This is a genomic window from Archangium sp. Cb G35, from assembly GCF_001896145.1.
In the GTDB taxonomy this organism is placed as follows: Bacteria; Myxococcota; Myxococcia; order Myxococcales; family Myxococcaceae; genus Archangium; species Archangium violaceum.
The window spans coordinates 56,573-73,576 of record NZ_MPOI01000012.1 but is presented as its reverse complement, the minus strand read 5'-3'; the positions used below and the strand labels follow the sequence as shown (position 1 = coordinate 73,576).

The 17,004-nt window shown below is 69.8% G+C and carries 11 protein-coding genes; 9 read left to right on the top strand and 2 right to left on the bottom strand.

Annotated features, from left to right (window positions below):
• Positions 1–24: 24 nt before the first annotated feature.
• On the bottom strand, positions 25–2,223 hold the full coding sequence (locus BO221_RS33125; protein WP_369865923.1) for a glycosyltransferase family 4 protein: 2,199 nt from the start codon (positions 2,221–2,223) through the stop codon (positions 25–27).
• A gap of 224 nt (positions 2,224–2,447) precedes the next feature.
• Between BO221_RS33125 and BO221_RS33120 the strand changes: the two genes are divergently transcribed.
• The 3 genes from BO221_RS33120 (at position 2,448) to BO221_RS33110 (ending at position 7,175) form a co-directional block, all read left to right on the top strand.
• Positions 2,448–3,968 carry a DUF4912 domain-containing protein gene (locus BO221_RS33120; protein WP_073564872.1) on the top strand — a complete coding sequence of 507 codons (1,521 nt, stop codon included), beginning with the start codon at positions 2,448–2,450 and terminating at the stop codon, positions 3,966–3,968.
• Positions 3,969–3,977: 9 nt separating this feature from the next.
• Positions 3,978–5,567 (top strand): glycoside hydrolase family 57 protein, encoded by a 1,590-nt coding sequence (locus BO221_RS33115; RefSeq protein ID WP_073564871.1) that lies wholly within the window; start codon positions 3,978–3,980, stop codon positions 5,565–5,567.
• 156 nt (positions 5,568–5,723) lie between these two features.
• The gene (locus tag BO221_RS33110; protein WP_073564870.1) at positions 5,724–7,175 is read left to right on the top strand and encodes a trypsin-like peptidase domain-containing protein; all 1,452 of its coding nucleotides are present in this window, start codon (positions 5,724–5,726) and stop codon (positions 7,173–7,175) included.
• 53 nt (positions 7,176–7,228) lie between these two features.
• Here BO221_RS33110 and BO221_RS33105 read toward each other — a convergent pair whose 3' ends face one another.
• Positions 7,229–9,139: a diguanylate cyclase gene (locus BO221_RS33105; RefSeq protein ID WP_073564869.1), complete on the bottom strand. Its 1,911-nt coding sequence runs from the start codon at positions 9,137–9,139 to the stop codon at positions 7,229–7,231.
• Between the two features lie 115 nt (positions 9,140–9,254).
• On the opposite strand from BO221_RS33105, the gene pgeF reads away from it, so the two are divergent.
• The 6 genes from pgeF (at position 9,255) to BO221_RS33075 (ending at position 16,999) form a co-directional block, all read left to right on the top strand.
• Positions 9,255–10,028, top strand: a complete 774-nt coding sequence (gene pgeF, locus BO221_RS33100) for a peptidoglycan editing factor PgeF (RefSeq protein ID WP_073564868.1) — start codon at positions 9,255–9,257, stop codon at positions 10,026–10,028.
• 23 nt (positions 10,029–10,051) lie between these two features.
• The gene (locus BO221_RS33095; RefSeq protein WP_233166357.1) at positions 10,052–10,939 is read left to right on the top strand and encodes a tol-pal system YbgF family protein; all 888 of its coding nucleotides are present in this window, start codon (positions 10,052–10,054) and stop codon (positions 10,937–10,939) included.
• A 22-nt stretch (positions 10,940–10,961) separates the two neighbouring features.
• A complete protein-coding gene (locus BO221_RS33090; RefSeq protein WP_073564866.1) occupies positions 10,962–12,206 on the top strand; it encodes a LysM peptidoglycan-binding domain-containing protein in 1,245 nt (414 codons plus the stop codon).
• A 182-nt stretch (positions 12,207–12,388) separates the two neighbouring features.
• The gene (locus BO221_RS33085) at positions 12,389–13,513 is read left to right on the top strand and encodes a DNA-processing protein DprA (protein WP_073564865.1); all 1,125 of its coding nucleotides are present in this window, start codon (positions 12,389–12,391) and stop codon (positions 13,511–13,513) included.
• Positions 13,514–13,521: 8 nt separating this feature from the next.
• Positions 13,522–16,143, top strand: a complete 2,622-nt coding sequence (gene topA, locus BO221_RS33080; RefSeq protein WP_073564864.1) for a type I DNA topoisomerase — start codon at positions 13,522–13,524, stop codon at positions 16,141–16,143.
• Positions 16,144–16,243: 100 nt separating this feature from the next.
• Positions 16,244–16,999: a MotA/TolQ/ExbB proton channel family protein gene (locus BO221_RS33075; RefSeq protein ID WP_073564863.1), complete on the top strand. Its 756-nt coding sequence runs from the start codon at positions 16,244–16,246 to the stop codon at positions 16,997–16,999.
• The last annotated feature ends 5 nt before the right edge of the window (positions 17,000–17,004 follow it).

Sequence of the window (17,004 nt, the reverse complement as noted above, 5' to 3'; positions counted from 1 at the left end):
CGAGCAGGACGCGTCTCTCTCGGATTACGAGGGTTTGCCACGTGACACTCCCTGCGCCCTGGGCGCGGGAGGCGGGGCGGGATCCTCGTCCCGGCCGGGCATGGTGGTGGGCGGGGTGTGCCGGGCGAACTGCGTGCCCTCGGGCGGGCAGTAGCCGTGCGCCAACTGGGCGAACCACGGGTTCAACCGCGACTCGGGGGGCTCCCGGGGCGGCGTCTCCGGCGTCTCCGCCTCGTGGATCTCCGCGCTGCTGATCTCCTCCGGCTCCTCCAGGGGCTGGGCGTCGGTAGGTGTCGGAACGCTGTCTACCTCTTGAATCTCCTCGGCCTCGGCCTCGGAGATTTCCTCGGGCTCCTCGGTTTTGGCCGGGGTGCGTGCCTGGGCGACGGAGACAGGGGGCACCTCCGTCGGGGTGAGCACCGGTGGAGAGGCGGGGCGGGCGTCTCCAGGAGGCCGGGCCCTGGGCGGCAGCGGCGGAATGGAGATCGACGGGCGCGACTTCTCCGGCAGGCTGGGGGCCTGCTGGAGCAGGACGGGGGGCTCGGCCGGGCGGGGGGTGGGACGTTCCTCGCGGCGGGGCGGCAGCGCGGGAGGCCGGGCCTGGGCCGGCTCGGGAGCCGCGGCGGGTGCCGGGGCCGGGGCTGGCCGGTGCTCGGCGGAGACCGCCCGGGTGATCAGACTCGCGCGGGGCGGAATGGGAGGGGGAGACGCGGGCGGAGCGGGAGCGGGGGGGTCGCGCAGGGGCAGACCCATGATGACGGGAGGCCCGCCCGGCCGGACGTCCTGCTCCGTCAGCGCGTTGTCCCGGTCCTTGAAGGAGGGCTCGCGCAGGGGCAGCCCCATGATGACGGGAGGACCATCGGGCCGGGAGGCCGCCGGCTCCGTCTTGATGAGGCGCGTGTCGAGGCCCTCTTCATAGAGGATGTGGCCCGTGACGAGCGGCAGCTCCTCGCGCGCGGAGCCGCCCTGGCCCGGGTCGGTGTCCGGGATGGGCTCGCCCGCGGAGGCGCCCTCGATGGGTGCTGGGGCCACGGAGCCGGGCGTGATCGCACTCACCGTCCCCGCGAGCGCGAGGATGCGGTTGGTGGGCGTGCCCGTCATCGTCGGGCTGAGCTTGGACTCATCGGCGGGCGCCGTCGCCACCGGGGTCTTGCCGAGCAGGCCGTCATAGATGTCCAGCAGCCGGCCCCGGATGAGGCCCGCGTCGAGCCACTGCTCGGCATATGCCCGGGCCTGCTTCCCGAGGGAGACGCGCCGGGGCACGTCCCGCGCCAGCGCGATGAGGTGGTCCGCGAGCGCCTGGGCGTCACCGGGTGGATAGAAGACACCGGCCGAGGAGGGGATGAGCTCCCGGGCCACGGGGAGATCGGCGGCGAGCACCGGACGGCCCGCGGCGAGGTACTCGGAGACCTTGGCGAGGGCGCCGCCCTGGACGCGGTTGCGGTCCACGTCGTCCAGCGGCATCACGCCCACGTCCGCGAGCGCGAGCACCTTGGCCACATCGTCATGGGCCACGGGCGGCTGGAACTCGACGTGCTCCTTGAGACCGAGCTCGGAGACGAGGTCCTCCAGGTGGGGCTGCCAGTCCGGGTGGCGTGCGCCCACGAGTGTGAGCCGCACGTCCACTTCCCGCACCGCGAGTGCGAGCCCCCGCAGCAGCCCGGCCAGTCCCTGCCAGGCGACCTGGCTGCCCAGGTACATCAGCCGCATGGGGGTGCCATCCGGCGAGCCGAGCGCCTCGGGCGAATAGGGCCCCAGGTCCACCGGGGCGCGCACCACCTGTACGGACTCCTGGCCCACACCCAGCGATTGGATGAAGGAGCGCGTGGTGGGCGAGCCGGTGATGACCCGGTCCGCGTTCATCAGACAGAAGAGTTCCTGGCGGCGGACCTTGGAGAGGAACTTCCGGTCACCCTCCAACTGCGGGTGCGTGTAGCGCAGCTCCTGGGAGGGGAAGCCCTGGGCCTCGTAGATGAGCCGGTAGCCGTAGTCGCCCTTGAGCTCGCACAGGGCGTAGCCGCCGAAGGGGTCGGTGAAGTGGACGAGCGCATACTCCTCGCTCTCCAGCTGGCGGCGCACGGCGCGCTCGAAGGACTGGATGCGCGAGGCCAGATCTCCAGCGCCCACGGGCACGCGGAGCAGGCGGGCGCCCTGGTACTTCTCGATGTGCGAGTGGTCCGGCGTCTTGACCGAGAGCACCACCACGGAGAAGCGATCGGGCAATGCCTTCAAATACTCCGTCAACCGCCGCGACGAGCCAGAAGGGCCGGGGAGGACATCGAAGCTGCACAGCAGGAGTCTGGGCAGGTCGCTCAAGGCGGACGGGAGAATACAAAGTCGACTCCCGGCTTGTCACCGCCCCCGGCGAGTCCCGAGGTAAGACCACGAACAGAAGTGAAATCGCTCGTTGACCCCCGAGCCCTGGCGACCTAAGCCGATAGGTGCCTATGGCCGACTTCAAGAGCGTCACGGTGGAGTACCTGCGGGAGCTCGCGCGTAAGCATCTCGGACGCGGGCATAGCAAGCTCAAGACCAAGAAGGACCTGCTGGCGGCGCTCGCGCAGCGGGTGCCCAGGCTGGCGAAGCTGGCGGGCCTCGAGGAGCAGGGGACGGGGGCCGTCAACCAGAAGACGCGTCCGGCGGATGGGACGGTGGGGACGACGGGCTCACGCAAGGCCCCGGTGGCCGTCTCTGCGGCTTCACGCACCGAGAAGCCCGAGGATGAGCGTCCCAAGCAGCCCGCCGCCCCGGAGCACCCCCTGCCCGGCGACGACGACGAGAAGACCCCGGTCCACCCCCTGCCCCGCCCCGCGGAGGTGGTGACCTTCCCGCCCAAGCCCAAGTCGCCGGGCCGGCTCTCGGTCGACGAGGAGGTCACCCTGGTGACGCCGGTGGACCCGGCCGCGCCTCCGGAGGCTGTCCCCGTGGCGCAGCATGCCGCCGAGCCGCTGGTGGAGGGCTTCTTCGTGGCCCGCATGGCGGGAGAGCAGGAGGCCTGGCACCACCACCTCACCGAGGCGCAGAACCGCCGGCCCCGCGAGGCGCTCGGCTCGCCGGATTATGCAGAGCATCTCGGCGAGCTGCCGATGGACTACGAGGACGACACGGCGCTGCTGCTGGCGAGAGATCCGCATACGCTCTTCGTGCTCTGGGACTTCAGCGCCGAGGCCCGGCGGCGTGCCCTGGACGGGCTGCAGTCGCCGCGCGCCGTGCTGCGCGTCTATGACGACGCCGACGTGCTGGTGCGGGTGATCGACGTCGCGCTCGAGTCGCGCAGCTTCTACATCCACGGGCTGCCGCCCGGCCGTCCCTACCGTGTGGAGGCCCATTTCGTGGGCAGCAGTGGCCGCTCACGCCGCATCGGCCACTCCTCCAACCGCGTCTTCCTGCCGCCGGGAGGGCCGTCCGAGGACATCTCGGTGCGCTACCTGCGCATGCCGCCCGTTGCCGTCCGGGGCGCCAACATGGAGGCGGTGGCGGCCACCGCGCCCACCCGGACCCCGCTCTACGAGGAGCGCGAGTACATCATCTGGCGCCGCGTGGCCCTGCCGGGCAGCGGGGGCTTCGAGGACATCCCCGAGCTCCAGCGCGAGCGCACCGGCCCCGGTGCCCCGGAGGAGGGGCCCCCCGGCCAGGATTACCTCCATGCCCGCCGTGCCGAGGGCTCCTCGGAGCAGCCGTGGATGGGCTCCTGGGGTCCCGCTGGCTCCTCGGAGCAGCAGTGGATGCGGTCGCAGGGTCCGGGCGGCTCCTCGGAGCAGCCGGCGGGCGCGCGGACGCAGGCGGATTCCTCCGAGTCGTGGTGGATGAAGTCGCAGGGGCCGAGCGGCTCCTCCGACGAGTGGGCGCGTTCGCAAGGGCCGGCAGGGCCGTCGGGCGAGTGGATGGGGTCGCAAGGGCCGGGCGGGTCCTCCGAGCAATGGGTCTGGGCGTGGATGCGTCCTTCCTCCTCGGGTCTGGGCCGGTAGGGAGAAGACATGAGCATCGGCTCGCTCGCGCTCGTCCTGCACGCCCACCTGCCGTTCGTCCGTCACCCCGAGTACGAGGACTTCCTCGAGGAGGACTGGCTCTACGAGGCGATCTCGGAGACGTACCTCCCGCTGTTGCTCGTCTTCGATCGGCTGGCGGAAGAGGGCGTGCCCTACCGGGTGACGATGACGCTCACGCCCACGCTCGTCACCATGCTGCGCGACGAGCTGCTCATGGACCGCTATGCGCGCAAGCTGGACCAGCTGTGTGAGCTGGGCTCGCGCGAGGTGCACCGCACCCGGAACGATCCCGTCTTCAGCCGGCTGGCCCACTTCTACCGGGACCACTTCGAGACGCTGCGCGGCGCCTTCCGCGAGCGCTACAAGCGGGACCTGGTGAGCGCGTTCCGCCGGCTGCAGGACGCGGGGCACGTGGAGATCATCACCTGCAACGCCACGCACGGCTTCCTGCCGCTGATGCAGCAGACGCCCGAGGCGGTGCGCGCGCAGATCACCGTGGCGGCCAACCACTACCGGCAGACCTTTGGCCGGGACGCGCCGGGCATCTGGCTGGCCGAGTGCGGCTACTTCCCCGGGGTGGAGAAGTACCTGGCGGCCGAGCGCATCCGTTACTTCTTCGTGGACACACACGGCCTGACGGATGCCTCGCCGCGGCCGGTGCATGGCCCGTTCGCGCCCATCTACACGGAAGCGGGTGTGGCCGCGTACGCGCGGGATCCCGAGAGCAGCCAGCAGGTGTGGAGCTCCCAGCACGGCTACCCGGGGGACCCCGTCTACCGCGAGTTCTACCGGGACATCGGCTGGGACCTGGACCTGGACTACATCCGGCCCTTCATCCAGCCCACCGGGGATCGCAAGAACACGGGCTTCAAGTACTACCGGATCACCGGCAAGACGCAGGACAAGCAGCCCTACGATCCGGACGTCGCGCGCGAGCGGGCCGCCCTCCACGCGGGCAACTTCCTCTTCAACCGCGAGAAGCAATTCGAGTGGCTCACGGGGAAGATGGGAGGCCGCAAGCCGGTGGTGGTGGCTCCCTACGACGCCGAGCTCTACGGCCACTGGTGGTTCGAGGGGCCCTGGTTCCTCGAGGCGCTCATCCGCAAGGTGGCCCGGGAGCAGAAGACGTTCCAGTTGGTGGCGCCCTCGGACGATCTGGCCGAGCACCCGGAGAACCAGGTGGCCACGCCGCCCCTGTCCTCGTGGGGCGCGGGTGGCTACGCCAACATGTGGCTGGACGGCACCAACGATTGGATCTACCGGCACCTCCACCACTGTTCGCGGCAGATGGTGGCCCTGGCGAAGGACCACCCCGATGCCCCGACGCTCGTGCGCCGGGCGCTCAACCAGGCCTCGCGCGAGCTCCTGTTGGCCCAGGCCTCGGATTGGGCCTTCATCATGAAGACCGGGACCATGGTGGACTACGCCGTGCGCCGCACGCAGGAGCACATCCTCCGCTTCCAGCGCCTGCACGATCAAATCCGGAACGGGAGCATCGACGAGGGTTGGCTGGCCCACATCGAGGGCAAGAACAACCTCTTCCCGGAGATCGACTACCGGGTGTACCGCCCGGGGTAGGGGACCGGGGCGCTCGCCGGGCTGTTGAGGGTGTGGCGCCTACATCCCTGGCTCTCATTCTCGGGAAGAGAAGGAGGGCCTCACTGTTTCCCAGTCGCTCGGGCAGGGCGGATCTGCCTTGCCTTGACGTCTTTCCGTCTTATTTCGGGGGAGACCATGATCAAGCGACTGAATGCATCGCGGCGCGCTCTTACGGGCGCCCTCATCGTAGCGCTGCCGGTGCTGGCGCAGGCCCAGACGGCGGCTCCTTCCGCTCCTCCCTCCCAGCCGGCCACCCGGGAAGCGCAGGCCCTGCCTTCGCTCGCCCCGCTGGTCGAGTCCGTGAAGGGGGCGGTCGTCAACGTGGACGTGCAGTCCAAGGCCTCCGGTTTCGGACAGGGGGAGAACCCCTTCATGGATCGCTTCTTCGGAGGCGGAGAGGGCCGGGGCCGAGGGCGCGAGCAGATCCGGCAGGGCTCGGGCTCGGGCTTCATCATCGACGCCAAGGGCCTGGTGTTGACCAACAACCACGTCGTCGAGGGCGCGGTGGCCATCCGCGTGCGCCTGGACGATGGGCGCAGCTTCGACGCGGAGATCGTCGGGACGGATCCGCTCACGGACGTGGCCCTCATCCGGCTCAAGGGCAAGGTGGAGAACCTGCAGACGGTGAAGCTGGGGGACTCGGACGCGCTGCGCGTGGGTGACTGGGTGGTGGCCATCGGCAACCCGTTCGGTCTGGCCTCGAGCGTGAGCAGCGGCATCCTCTCGGCGCGAGCCCGCGACATCCACTCCGGCCCGTACGACGACTTCCTGCAGACGGACGCGGCCATCAACCCGGGCAACTCGGGTGGTCCGCTCTTCAACCTGAAGGGCGAGGTGGTGGGCATCAACACGGCCATCGTGGGCGGCGGCACGGGCATCGGCTTCGCGGTGCCGAGCAACCTGGTGAAGGCGCTCAAGCCGCAGTTGGAGAAGGACGGCGCGGTGACGCGTGCGTGGCTGGGCATTGGCATCCAGGACCTGACGCAGGACCTGGCCAAGGCGCTGGCGTTGCCGGTCAACGAGGGCGCGATCGTGTCGCAGGTGAACGAGGGCTCCCCGGCGGGAAAGGCGGGCATGAGGTCGGACGACGTCATCGTGGCCATCGACGGGCAGAAGGTGGGCTCGGGAGGCCAGTTGACGCGCACGGTGGCGCTGAAGAAGCCGGGCTCCACGTCGACGGTGGACGTCTTCCGGGACGGCAAGAGGCAGGCGCTGAAGGTGCAGCTGGGGACGCGTCCGGACCGCGAGGGGGTGAGCTCGCGTCAGCGGCGTGGCGGCGAGGAGACGGAGCAGTCCTCCAAGGCGCGCGTGGGCGTGTCACTGAGCAACGTGGATCCGCGGATCGTGGAGCGGACGGGGCTGCGCTCGGAGGAGGGGGCGCTGGTGACGGACGTGTTGCCGGGCTCACCGGCGGAGCGTGCGGACCTGCAGCCGGGGATGGTGGTGGTGGAGGTGGATCGCAAGCCGGTGCGCAACGCGGAGGAGCTGGCGAAGATCATCCGCAAGGCGCCCGCGGGAAGCACGCTGCTGTTGCGCGTGGAGGTGCCGGGCAACGGCCGTTACCTGCGAGCCCTGCACATTCCGTAGCGGCCCATCACCCCTCGGCAATCCCCTCCCTCTCCCCTCGGGAGAGGGCCGGCTCACGCCTTGGCGATGGTGGTGGGGGAGGCGGGATCGTTGGGGCGGGAGAGGCCGCGTTCGCGGCCGGGGTGCAGCTCCATGCCGGACGCATAGGCGGTGACGCTGTTCCGTCCGGCGCGCTTGCTGGCGTAGAGGGCGGCGTCGGCGCAATCCACCAGGGTGTCCTGCGAGGTGGAGTCGGTGGGCATGGTGGCCACGCCGATGGAGACGGTGATGTGGCCGCCGGGCTGGGTGGGGGCGGCGAGCTGGGGGGCCTCCATGATGGAGCGCCGGAGCTTCTCGGCCACCTCGAAGGCGTCGTTCTTGGAGACGTTGGAGAGCACCAGCATGAACTCCTCGCCGCCGTAGCGCGCGAGGGTGTCCACCTTGCGCAGGCGGGCGCGGAGCACGTCGCACACCTTGCGCAGCGTCTCGTCACCGGCGCGGTGGCCCGCGGCGTCGTTGAGCTTCTTGAAGTGGTCGATGTCCACCATGAGGATGGACATGGGCGTGCCGAAGCGCTGGGCGCGAGCCACCTCCAGCTCCAGGCGGGCGAAGAGGTGGCGGCGGTTGGGCACCCCGGTGAGGGGGTCCGTCATGGTGAGCTTCACCGCCTCGGCGTGGAGCATGGCGTTCTTCACCGCCGTGGCGGCCTGATCGGCCACCGCGGTGAGCAGCTCCAGCTCCTCGGGGGCGAAGCTGGCCACCTCGGGGCGCCGGAAGTTGAGCACGCCGAGCACCGATTCCATGTGCACCATGGGGATGCACAGCACCGCCCCGGTGTCGTGCCCGGGCATCAGCCCGTTCCGGGCGAAGGCGCTCGAGGGATCCTTGATGTCCGGCACGTACACCACGCGCTGCAGCTCCGCGGCGCGTCCGCTGGCCCCGTCGCCGGGCTGTACCGTCATGCCCTCCAGCTCCGGGTGCTCCGGGAAGGTGCTCTTGACCTCCAGCAGCCCCTCCGCGTTGACGAGCATGATGGAGAAGTCGGGGATGTGGAGCCGCTCGGGCACCAGCCGGGTGATGCGCGAGAGCAGCTCGGACAGCTCGATGGTGGAGTTGACCGAGCGCGCCACGTCGAAGAGCAGGGCCAGCTCGGCGATGCGCTCCTCCAGCTCCTCCTTGAGGGAGAGCTTCCACTTCGTCACCTGGAGATCGCGGTGGGTGTCGATCTCCTCGGCCTTCATGGAGGTGAGGCGCGCCAGCATGGCGTTGAAGGCCGAGCCGAGCCGGGAGAGCTCATCCGAGCCGCGCACCTCGGCGCGCACCAGGAAGTCGCCCTCCTCGGCGCGGAGCATGGCGGCCGTGAGCCGGCGCAGGGGGCGGGTGAGGAAGAAGTGCAGGGAGGTGCCGGTGGCGACGATGAGCATGGCGCCCAGCACCAGCACGGCCACGAACGCGGCGCCGAGGGCATGGGTGAGCTCGCGGTGCACCACGGGCTCGGACACGCGCAGGTGCACCATGCCCACGCGCGTACCCTGGGCGTCGGGATGGCAGCCCTCGCACGTCTTCTCACCGAGCGAGCGGAGCACCTCCGTCTCATGTGCATCCGAGCGGGCCCACTGGGGGCCGGGGGCCGTGAGGCGCTCGGCGTCGGGGTGCCGCGTGCCTACCTCTCGAGGACTCACGGACCAGCGGATGTGGCCGTCCGGGGACAGGATGTTCAGCTCCGCCGAGGAGCGCAGCAGCCGGGTGTCCGACTGCATCAGCTCGGTGACGGGGAAGTGGGGGGGAAGGCCCTCGGGCGTGGGCAGCCGGAAGGTGGTGGCGACGAACTCCGCCAGCACCATCGCCTCGTCGTGCGTGGCGTCCCGGGCGGCGATTTGCGCCTCACGCCAGAAGTAGCCCAGGCCCAGCAAGCCCGCGAGCAGACCGGGCAGGGCGACGCTCCAGAGGAGCTTCCTGCCAACGGTTTCGAGAGCCAAAGCCATAGTGCCCCTGTAAGTTTCTCGGATTGTCAGATCGGGTGACGCAGACTGTCAAACGGTCACCGCCGGAAATCATTCGATGCTGTGATTGCATCGGAAGCCCCCTACGAAGCCACCCATGTCCGCACACCCTTCGTCATTGGTGACGTCCTCACTGCTCCCCGTGCCCCACGGCTTCGCCACCCGAGCGGGAGGCGTGTCCGAGGGCCCCCATGCCTCGCTCAACCTGGGCTTCTCGGTGGGTGACCTCCGAGAGCGGGTGGAGGAGAACCATCGGCGGCTGGCGGTGGCGGCGGGCGCGGCGCTCGAGACGTTGCACAGGGTGAGTCAGGTGCATGGAGACCGGGTGGTGGAGGCGGGAGCGGGGGAGGGGACGACGGGCGCGCTGAGGCCCTCGGAGGGGGAGGCGGACGCGCTGTGGACGGAGCGGCCGGAGCACTGGGTGGCGGTGGGGACGGCGGACTGTGTGCCGATTCTGCTGGTGGACCCGGACAGCCGGCGGGTGGCGGCGGTGCACTCGGGGTGGCGGGGGACGGAGGCGCGCATCGTGGCGCGGACGGTGGAGGCCCTGGTGGCCCGGGGCTCGCGGCCCGAGCGGTTGCTCGCGGCGGTGGGCCCGTCCATCCAGCGCTGCTGCTACGTCGTCTCCGAGGACCTGGGCCAGCGCTTCACCGCGGGCTTCGGGCCGGAGGTGGTGGTGCGCGCGGACGCGGACGTGCGGTTGGATCTCGCACGGGCAGTGCGGGACACGTTGCTGGGAGCGGGGCTGAAGGCGGCGCACGTGGAGGTGCTCCCCCACTGCACCGCGTGTGATGCGGAGCGATTCTTCTCGCACCGGCGTGACGCGGGGCGCACCGGCCGTCACCTCAATTTCGTGGTTCACCGGTTCTGAGGGGTGTCCTCCAGGCCGATTTCTTGACGGTCTCCGACACCGCTTCCTATCCTTCCGGACGGACCCCCCGAAGCCTCGTGCTGGAGCACCGCATCATTCGCCGACTCTTCGCCATTGCGCCCCTGTGTGCGCTGACCGCTTGTGCCACCACCGGTTCCGCCCAGTCGGAGCTGGCGGAGCTCAAGGCCGAGGTGCGCGCCATGCGCGAGACCCAGGCGCGCCTGGAGAAGCGGCTGGAGCGTGTGGAGCTGCACGCCAGCGTGAGCCAGTCGCGTGCCGCCGCTCCCGCTCCCGCCCCGGCCCGGGAGGCCTCCGCGCCGGCCGCTCCCACCTCGTCCGGCTACAGCACGCCGGAGCTCGCGGTGGTGAAGCTCAAGCCTCGCAATGAACCCGCCCCCTCTCTGCCCACCCGGGTGGCGGTCGTCGAGCCCACGTCCGACGACATGGAGATGTTCATCAGCCCCGCGCCCGACGGGGACGATGCCCCCGCCACGGCCGAGGTCTCCGAGCCGAAGATGGACGAGGCGGCCCTGGCCGTGCTGGACGCCGAGTTCGAGCAGGCGGTGGCGGCGCTGCGCACCGGCAACGTGGAGGGCGGGGTGACGCGCCTGCAGTCCTTCGCGGAGCAGAATCCCCGCCACCCGCGCGCGGACAACGCGCTCTACTTCAGCGGGCTCGGGCAGATGGGGCTCAAGGACCATGCCTCCGCGGCGAAGTCCTTCGAGCGGCTCATCTCCAGCTATCCAGCCGGTGACGCCGTGCTGGACGGCATGCTGCGGCTGGCCGAGTGCCGGATGCGGCTCAACCAGAAAGACGACGCGCGGGCGCTCTACACCCGCATCCTGACCCAGTTCCCGGGAACGGCCGCCGCCACGCAGGCGGAGCAGCGGCTCGCCTCCCTCTCGCACTAGCTGTCCGAAAGGAAGTCCTCCGATGCGCTCGCGGATCTTCTCCTCGCTCCTTCTCGCCGCCGTTCTCGCGCCGCCCGCCGTGTGGGCGCAGGAGGCGGAGGACCAGGAGCCCGAGGCCGGTGAAGAGACCGAAGGGGCCGATGTGGCCGACGATCAGCCCGCCCAGCCCCGTTCCGGTCAGATCGCCATTCCCCCGGGCCAGGGGGGCCGTGAGTCGGCTCCCGGCGAGGTCCACACGGTGGAGCGGGGCGACACGCTCTGGGACCTGTCCCAGAAGTACCTGGGCAGCCCCTGGTACTGGCCCAAGGTCTGGTCCTACAACCCGGAGATCGCCAACCCGCACTGGATCTACCCGGGCAACAACGTGCGCTTCTTCCCCGCGGGCGAGGAGGTTCCCTCGCGGGTGGAGGCGGGCGTGGGCCCGGCGCCCATGGAGATGGTGGCCGATCCCGGGGAGATCTCCGCGTCCACCGAGATGGGCCCCCTCAGTGGCGAGGAGCTGGTGTCGGTGAGCGGGAAGCTCACCTACGAGCCCAAGGCGTCGCGCACGGTGATGACGCAGGGCTTCGTCACGGCGCGCGAGCTGGACGAGGCGGGCCGCATCGAGGGCGCCGCCACCGGAGCGGAGATGCTGTCCTTCCCGGACGTGGCCTACGTGCGCTTCAAGCGCAAGGCGGACGCGAAGCTCGGGGACCGGTACGTCATCTTCCACACCGCCGAGTCCGTGAAGCACCCGGTGACGGGCAAGCCCATCGGCTTCCTCACCGAGTTCGTCGGCACGCTGAAGGTGGTGGCGCTGGGCGACAACTTCGTCAAGGCGCAGGTGATGGACACGTGGGACGCCGTGATGCGCGGTGACCTGGTGGGCCCCTTCGGGGAGCGGCTGGTGGAGTCGGTGGTCCAGCGCCGCAACGAGAAGGAGGTCCAGGGCTACGTCGTCACCGCGCTCGTGCCGTACCTGACGCTCACCGCCGAGCACCACTTCCTGGTGGTCGACAAGGGCAGCGCGGATGGCGTGCAGGTGGGCAACACCTTCACCATCCTCCGCAAGGGGGACACCACCCAGCAGCGCGTGCTGGAGCTGGAGCTGCCCAACCAGAAGAAGAAGGGGCCGCAGCTGCCCATGGAGAACGTCGCCCTGTGCCTCGTCACCGAGGTGAAGGAGCGCACCTCCAACTGCGTGCTCACGTACTCCATCCAGGAAGTGGCGTCCGGGGATCGCGCGGTGATGCGCATCAACAACGGGCAGCCCACCGCCCAGCGTTGAGGCACCCCGGGGTGGAACCGCGTGCTCCCCTGGACGGGGCACGGAACCCCTTGGATCGGCTCGGCCGGCCCCTACCGCGGGGGACGTGCCGCTTGACCATCGCCAGTCCGGTGTTTAAGTGTCCCGCCCCCTTCCAGTCGGACCCATCTTCTATATAGGTGGGCTCCAGGAGGGGGTCGGGTATGGTGGACGTCACGACGGACAGGGACATGGTGGAGCGGCGTGCGCTCCTGGCACTCTGGGCGGTCCCCGGGCTTGGCCCGAGGGCATTGGAGCGTCTGCGCGCCTATGCCCGGGGTGAGCTCGCTCGCCTGGTTGCCTGCCCGGTGAGGGAGTGGGTGGGTGGAGCACCCCTGCCCGTCCCCGTGCGCCGCCGGCTGCTGGAGGTGCCCGAGCTGGGCCCCCTGGCGGACCGCGTGCTGGAGCGCTGCGCGGCCGTGGGCATGGGCGTGGCCTTCCAGGGGGATCCGGCCTACCCGGCGCGGCTGGCGGAGACGGAGGACGCGCCCCCGCTGCTCTTCTACCGGGGCGAGGTGGGTCCTCCGCGCCGCCGGGTGGCCATGGTGGGCAGCCGGCACCCGGATCAGGGCTTCCTTCCCTTCGCGCGCACCTTCGCCCGGCAGGTGGCGGAGGGTGGGGTGGGCATCGTCTCCGGGGCCGCCGCCGGGGTGGATCGGGCCTGTCACTGGGGGGCGATGGACGCGGGCGGCGAGACGTGGGCCTTCCTGGGCTCGGCGCTGGACGAGTTGGATCCCGCCCAGGCGAAGCTGCTGCCGCATTTCCTGGCCCGGGGCGGGGTGTTCTTCAGCGAACTGCCCCCTGGTGTCCGGGCGAGCACGACGACCTTTCCCCGGCGCAACCGGCTCATCTCCGGTGCATCGGACGCGGTATTGGTCCTCCGCGCGGGGGCCACTTCGGGCAGCCTCTACACGGCGGAGGCGGGCCGTGCGCAGGGGCGGCCGGTGCTGGCCATGCCCGGTGATGTGATGAACGAGGGGGCGGTCGGCTGCAACGCGCTCATCCGGGATGGTCATGCCCGGGCCTGCCTCTCCGTTCAGGAAGTCTGGCGGGCCGTGGGGTTCCATCCCGAGCGGGTGGTCCCGCCAACGGAGGGCTCGTCGTGGCGGGACGAGCTCTCGGCGGAAGCGAGGGGGGCCTACCAGGTGTTGGACAGGGTTCCCAGGTCATTTGATGAGGTGCTGGCCGGTAGCCGGCTCTCGCCCGGTGCGCTCTCCAGCGCCCTGGTGGAGCTCGAGCTGTCCGGGCTCGTCATCCAGCATCCTGGAAGGTTGTACGAGAAGGTTTGAGGAGAATCATGGCGACGCGCACGAAGAAGACGGCAACGGCGGGCGAGCTGGAGGTCGAGGAGACGGCGGCCCCCAAGAAGGCAGCCAAGAAGCCGGCGGCGCGCAAGAAGACGGCCGCCAAGAAGAAGACGGCGGCCAAGAAGAAGACGGCCGCCAAGAAGGCCTCCGCACGCCGCAAGGGCGCTGACGGGGACCTGCCCACCGTGGAGGTCGACGCCGAGGACGGCGAGGCCACGGAATCCCCCAGGCGGGGCAAGGGGCCGCACTACCTCGTGGTGGTCGAGTCCCCCGCAAAGGCCAAGACGATCAAGAAGTACCTGGGCTCCGGCTACACGGTGAAGGCCTCGGTGGGCCACATCCTCGACCTGCCCAAGAGCAAGATGGGCGTGGACATCGAGCACGACTTCGAGCCCCAGTACGAGGTCATCAAGGGCAAGGAGAAGGTCCTCAACGAGCTGAAGAAGGCCGCCCAGGGCGTGGACAAGGTCTTCCTGGCCACGGACCCCGACCGCGAGGGCGAGGCCATCGCCTGGCACATCCACCAGCAGCTCGGCCACGACAACGCCTACCGGGTGATGTTCAACGAGATCACCAAGCCGGCCATCCAGGAGGCCATCGCGCATCCGCGCCAGCTCAGCCAGGAGAACTACGACTCCCAGCAGACGCGGCGCATCCTGGACCGGCTGGTGGGCTATCAGATCTCCCCGCTGCTCTGGAAGAAGGTGCGCCGGGGCCTGTCCGCCGGCCGCGTGCAGTCCGTGGCCGTGCGCCTCATCTGCGAGCGCGAGGACGCCATCAAGGCCTTCGTGCCGCAGGAGTACTGGACGCTGGACGCGCTCGTCCAGGGGCCCTCGGGTCCGCCGACCTTCAAGGCCAAGCTGTCGCGGGTGGACGGCAAGAAGGTGGAGCTGAAGGACAAGGCCACCACCGACGCGCTGGTGGCGGACGTCCAGAACGCCTCCTTCGTGGTGTCCAAGGTGGACAAGCGCGAGCGGCGCCGCAATGCGCCCGCTCCGTTCATCACCTCCAAGCTGCAGCAGGAGGCGGCCAACCGGCTGCACTTCACCGCCAAGAAGACGATGGCGCTCGCCCAGCGGCTCTATGAGGGCGTGCTGCTCGGTGAGGAGGGCCAGACGGCGCTCATCACGTACATGCGTACGGACTCCACCCGTCTGTCGGATCAGGCGGTGGCGGGCGTGCGTGACTTCATCGGTGCCACCTGGGGCAAGGACTACCTGCCCGAGGCGCCGGTGGTGTACCGCACGAAGAAGGGTGCCCAGGACGCGCACGAGGCCATCCGTCCCACGTCGCTCGAGTATCCGCCCTCGAAGGTGAAGGCGCAGTTCGACGCGATGAACGACGACATGGCCGCGGACATGTTCCGCCTCTACGAGCTCATCTGGAACCGCTTCGTGGCGTGCCAGATGATGCCGGCCGTGTACGACCAGACGAGCGCGGACATCACCGCGGGCCGGGCCACGTTCCGCGCCTCGGGCTCCACGCTGAAGTTCCCGGGCTACCTGGCCGTCTACGGCGCCAGCCTCACCCCCGAGGAGGAGGCCGCCCAGGAGAAGGCGCGCGCCGCCGGCGAGGAGTCCGACGACGACGGCGTGGGCGAGCTGCCCGTGCTCGACGAGGGCCTCACCCTCAACCTGCAGAAGCTGCTCAACGAGCAGCACTTCACCCAGCCTCCCCCGCGCTTCTCCGAGGCCACCCTCGTCAAGGAGCTCGAGGAGCAGGGCATCGGCCGTCCGTCCACGTACGCCGCCATCCTCTCCACCATCCAGGACAAGAAGTACGTGGAGAAGCTCGAGGGCCGCTTCCGTCCCACGGACCTGGGCCTCATCTGCAACGAGCTGCTCGTCAAGCACTTCCCCCATGAGCTGGACGTGGCCTTCACCGCCAGCATGGAGGAGAAGCTGGATCAGATCTCCGAGGGCGAGGCCAACTGGAAGGCCGTGCTGCAGGACTTCTACGCGCCCTTCAAGGAGACGCTCGAGAAGGCCGAAGCGGAGATGCGCGACGTCAAGCGCGAGGAGATCAAGACCGACGTGGCGTGCGAGAAGTGCGGCAACGTCATGGTGATCAAATGGGGGAAGATGGGCCACTTCCTCGCGTGCTCGAACTACCCCGAGTGCAAGAACACCAAGGACTTCAAGCGCGACGCCGAGGGGAAGATCGTCATCATCGAAGAGGAGACGACTGACGAGAAGTGCGAGAACTGCGGCAAGAACATGGTGGTGAAGCGCGGGCGCTTCGGGAAGTTCCTCGCGTGCTCGGGCTACCCCGAGTGCAAGACGTCCAAGCCCATCTCCATCGGGGTGAACTGCCCGGACTGCAAGCAGGGCTACCTCACCGAGCGCCGCAGCCGCTTCGGGAAGATCTTCTTCGGCTGCAACCGCTACCCGGACTGCAAGTTCGCCGCGTGGGATCGGCCGCTGCCGGAGGCCTGCCCGAGCTGCCAGGCGCCCTACCTGGTGCAGAAGTACTCCAAGCGGGACGGCCCCTTCATCGCCTGCCCCAACAAGGAGTGCGACTACCGCCGGCAGATCGTCGAGCCGGAGGCAGCCGCCGCGGCCGCCGCGGCCACGCCCGCACCGGCCGGACCGGATGCCTCCTCGGCCGCTTGAGAGGCTGAAAGTTCAAGGATTACAGGGGCATGGCCTGCCCCTGGCTTGACACCCCGGAGGGGGGTCCTCTAGAAGTTTGGTGGAAAGGACCCCCTTCCCGATGATTCCCATGTTGAGCGAGCTGCTGGACGTGGTCCTCACCCAGGCCCCGGCCGCGGCGGAGGCCGTGAAGGCGGCGCCCGCCAAGCTCGGCGTCGTGGACTCCACCATCAAGTTCTTCAAGGACGGTGGTCCCTTCATGTTCGTCAATCTGTTCTGGCTGGCCGCGGCGCTCGCGGTGGCCCTGGAGCGGATTGTCACGCTGATGTTCCGCTACAACCTCAACGCGCCGCCCTTCATGGAGCAGGTGACGAAGCTGGTGATGACCGGCAACGTGGACCGCGCCGTGAAGCTGTGCGCCGCCGCTCCCCACTCGCCCCTGGCCAAGATCATCCGCGCCGGCCTCACCCGCGCCAACCGCGGTGAAATCGAGGTCGCCAAGGCCGTGGAGGAGGCGCTGGTGGAGAACAGCCCCCACGTGGGCGCTCGCATCCCCTGGCTGTGGTCCCTGGCCAACATCGCCACGCTGGTGGGACTCGTCGGAACCATCTTCGGTCTGATCGGCACCTTCCAGGCGCTCGGCAACGTGCCCGCCGAGCAGAAGCAGGCGCTGCTGTCCGACGGTATCTCCAAGGCGATGAACAACACGGCCTTCGCGCTCTCCATCGCGGTGCTGTGCATCATCTTCCACCTGTTCCTCACCTCGTACGCCAAGAGCATGGTGGAGACGATGGAGCTCAACGCGCTCAAGCTGGAGAACCTGCTGGCGCGCAAGGCCGCCGGCGAGACGCAGGTCGACGAGGCCCGGGCCGCCTGAGGCGC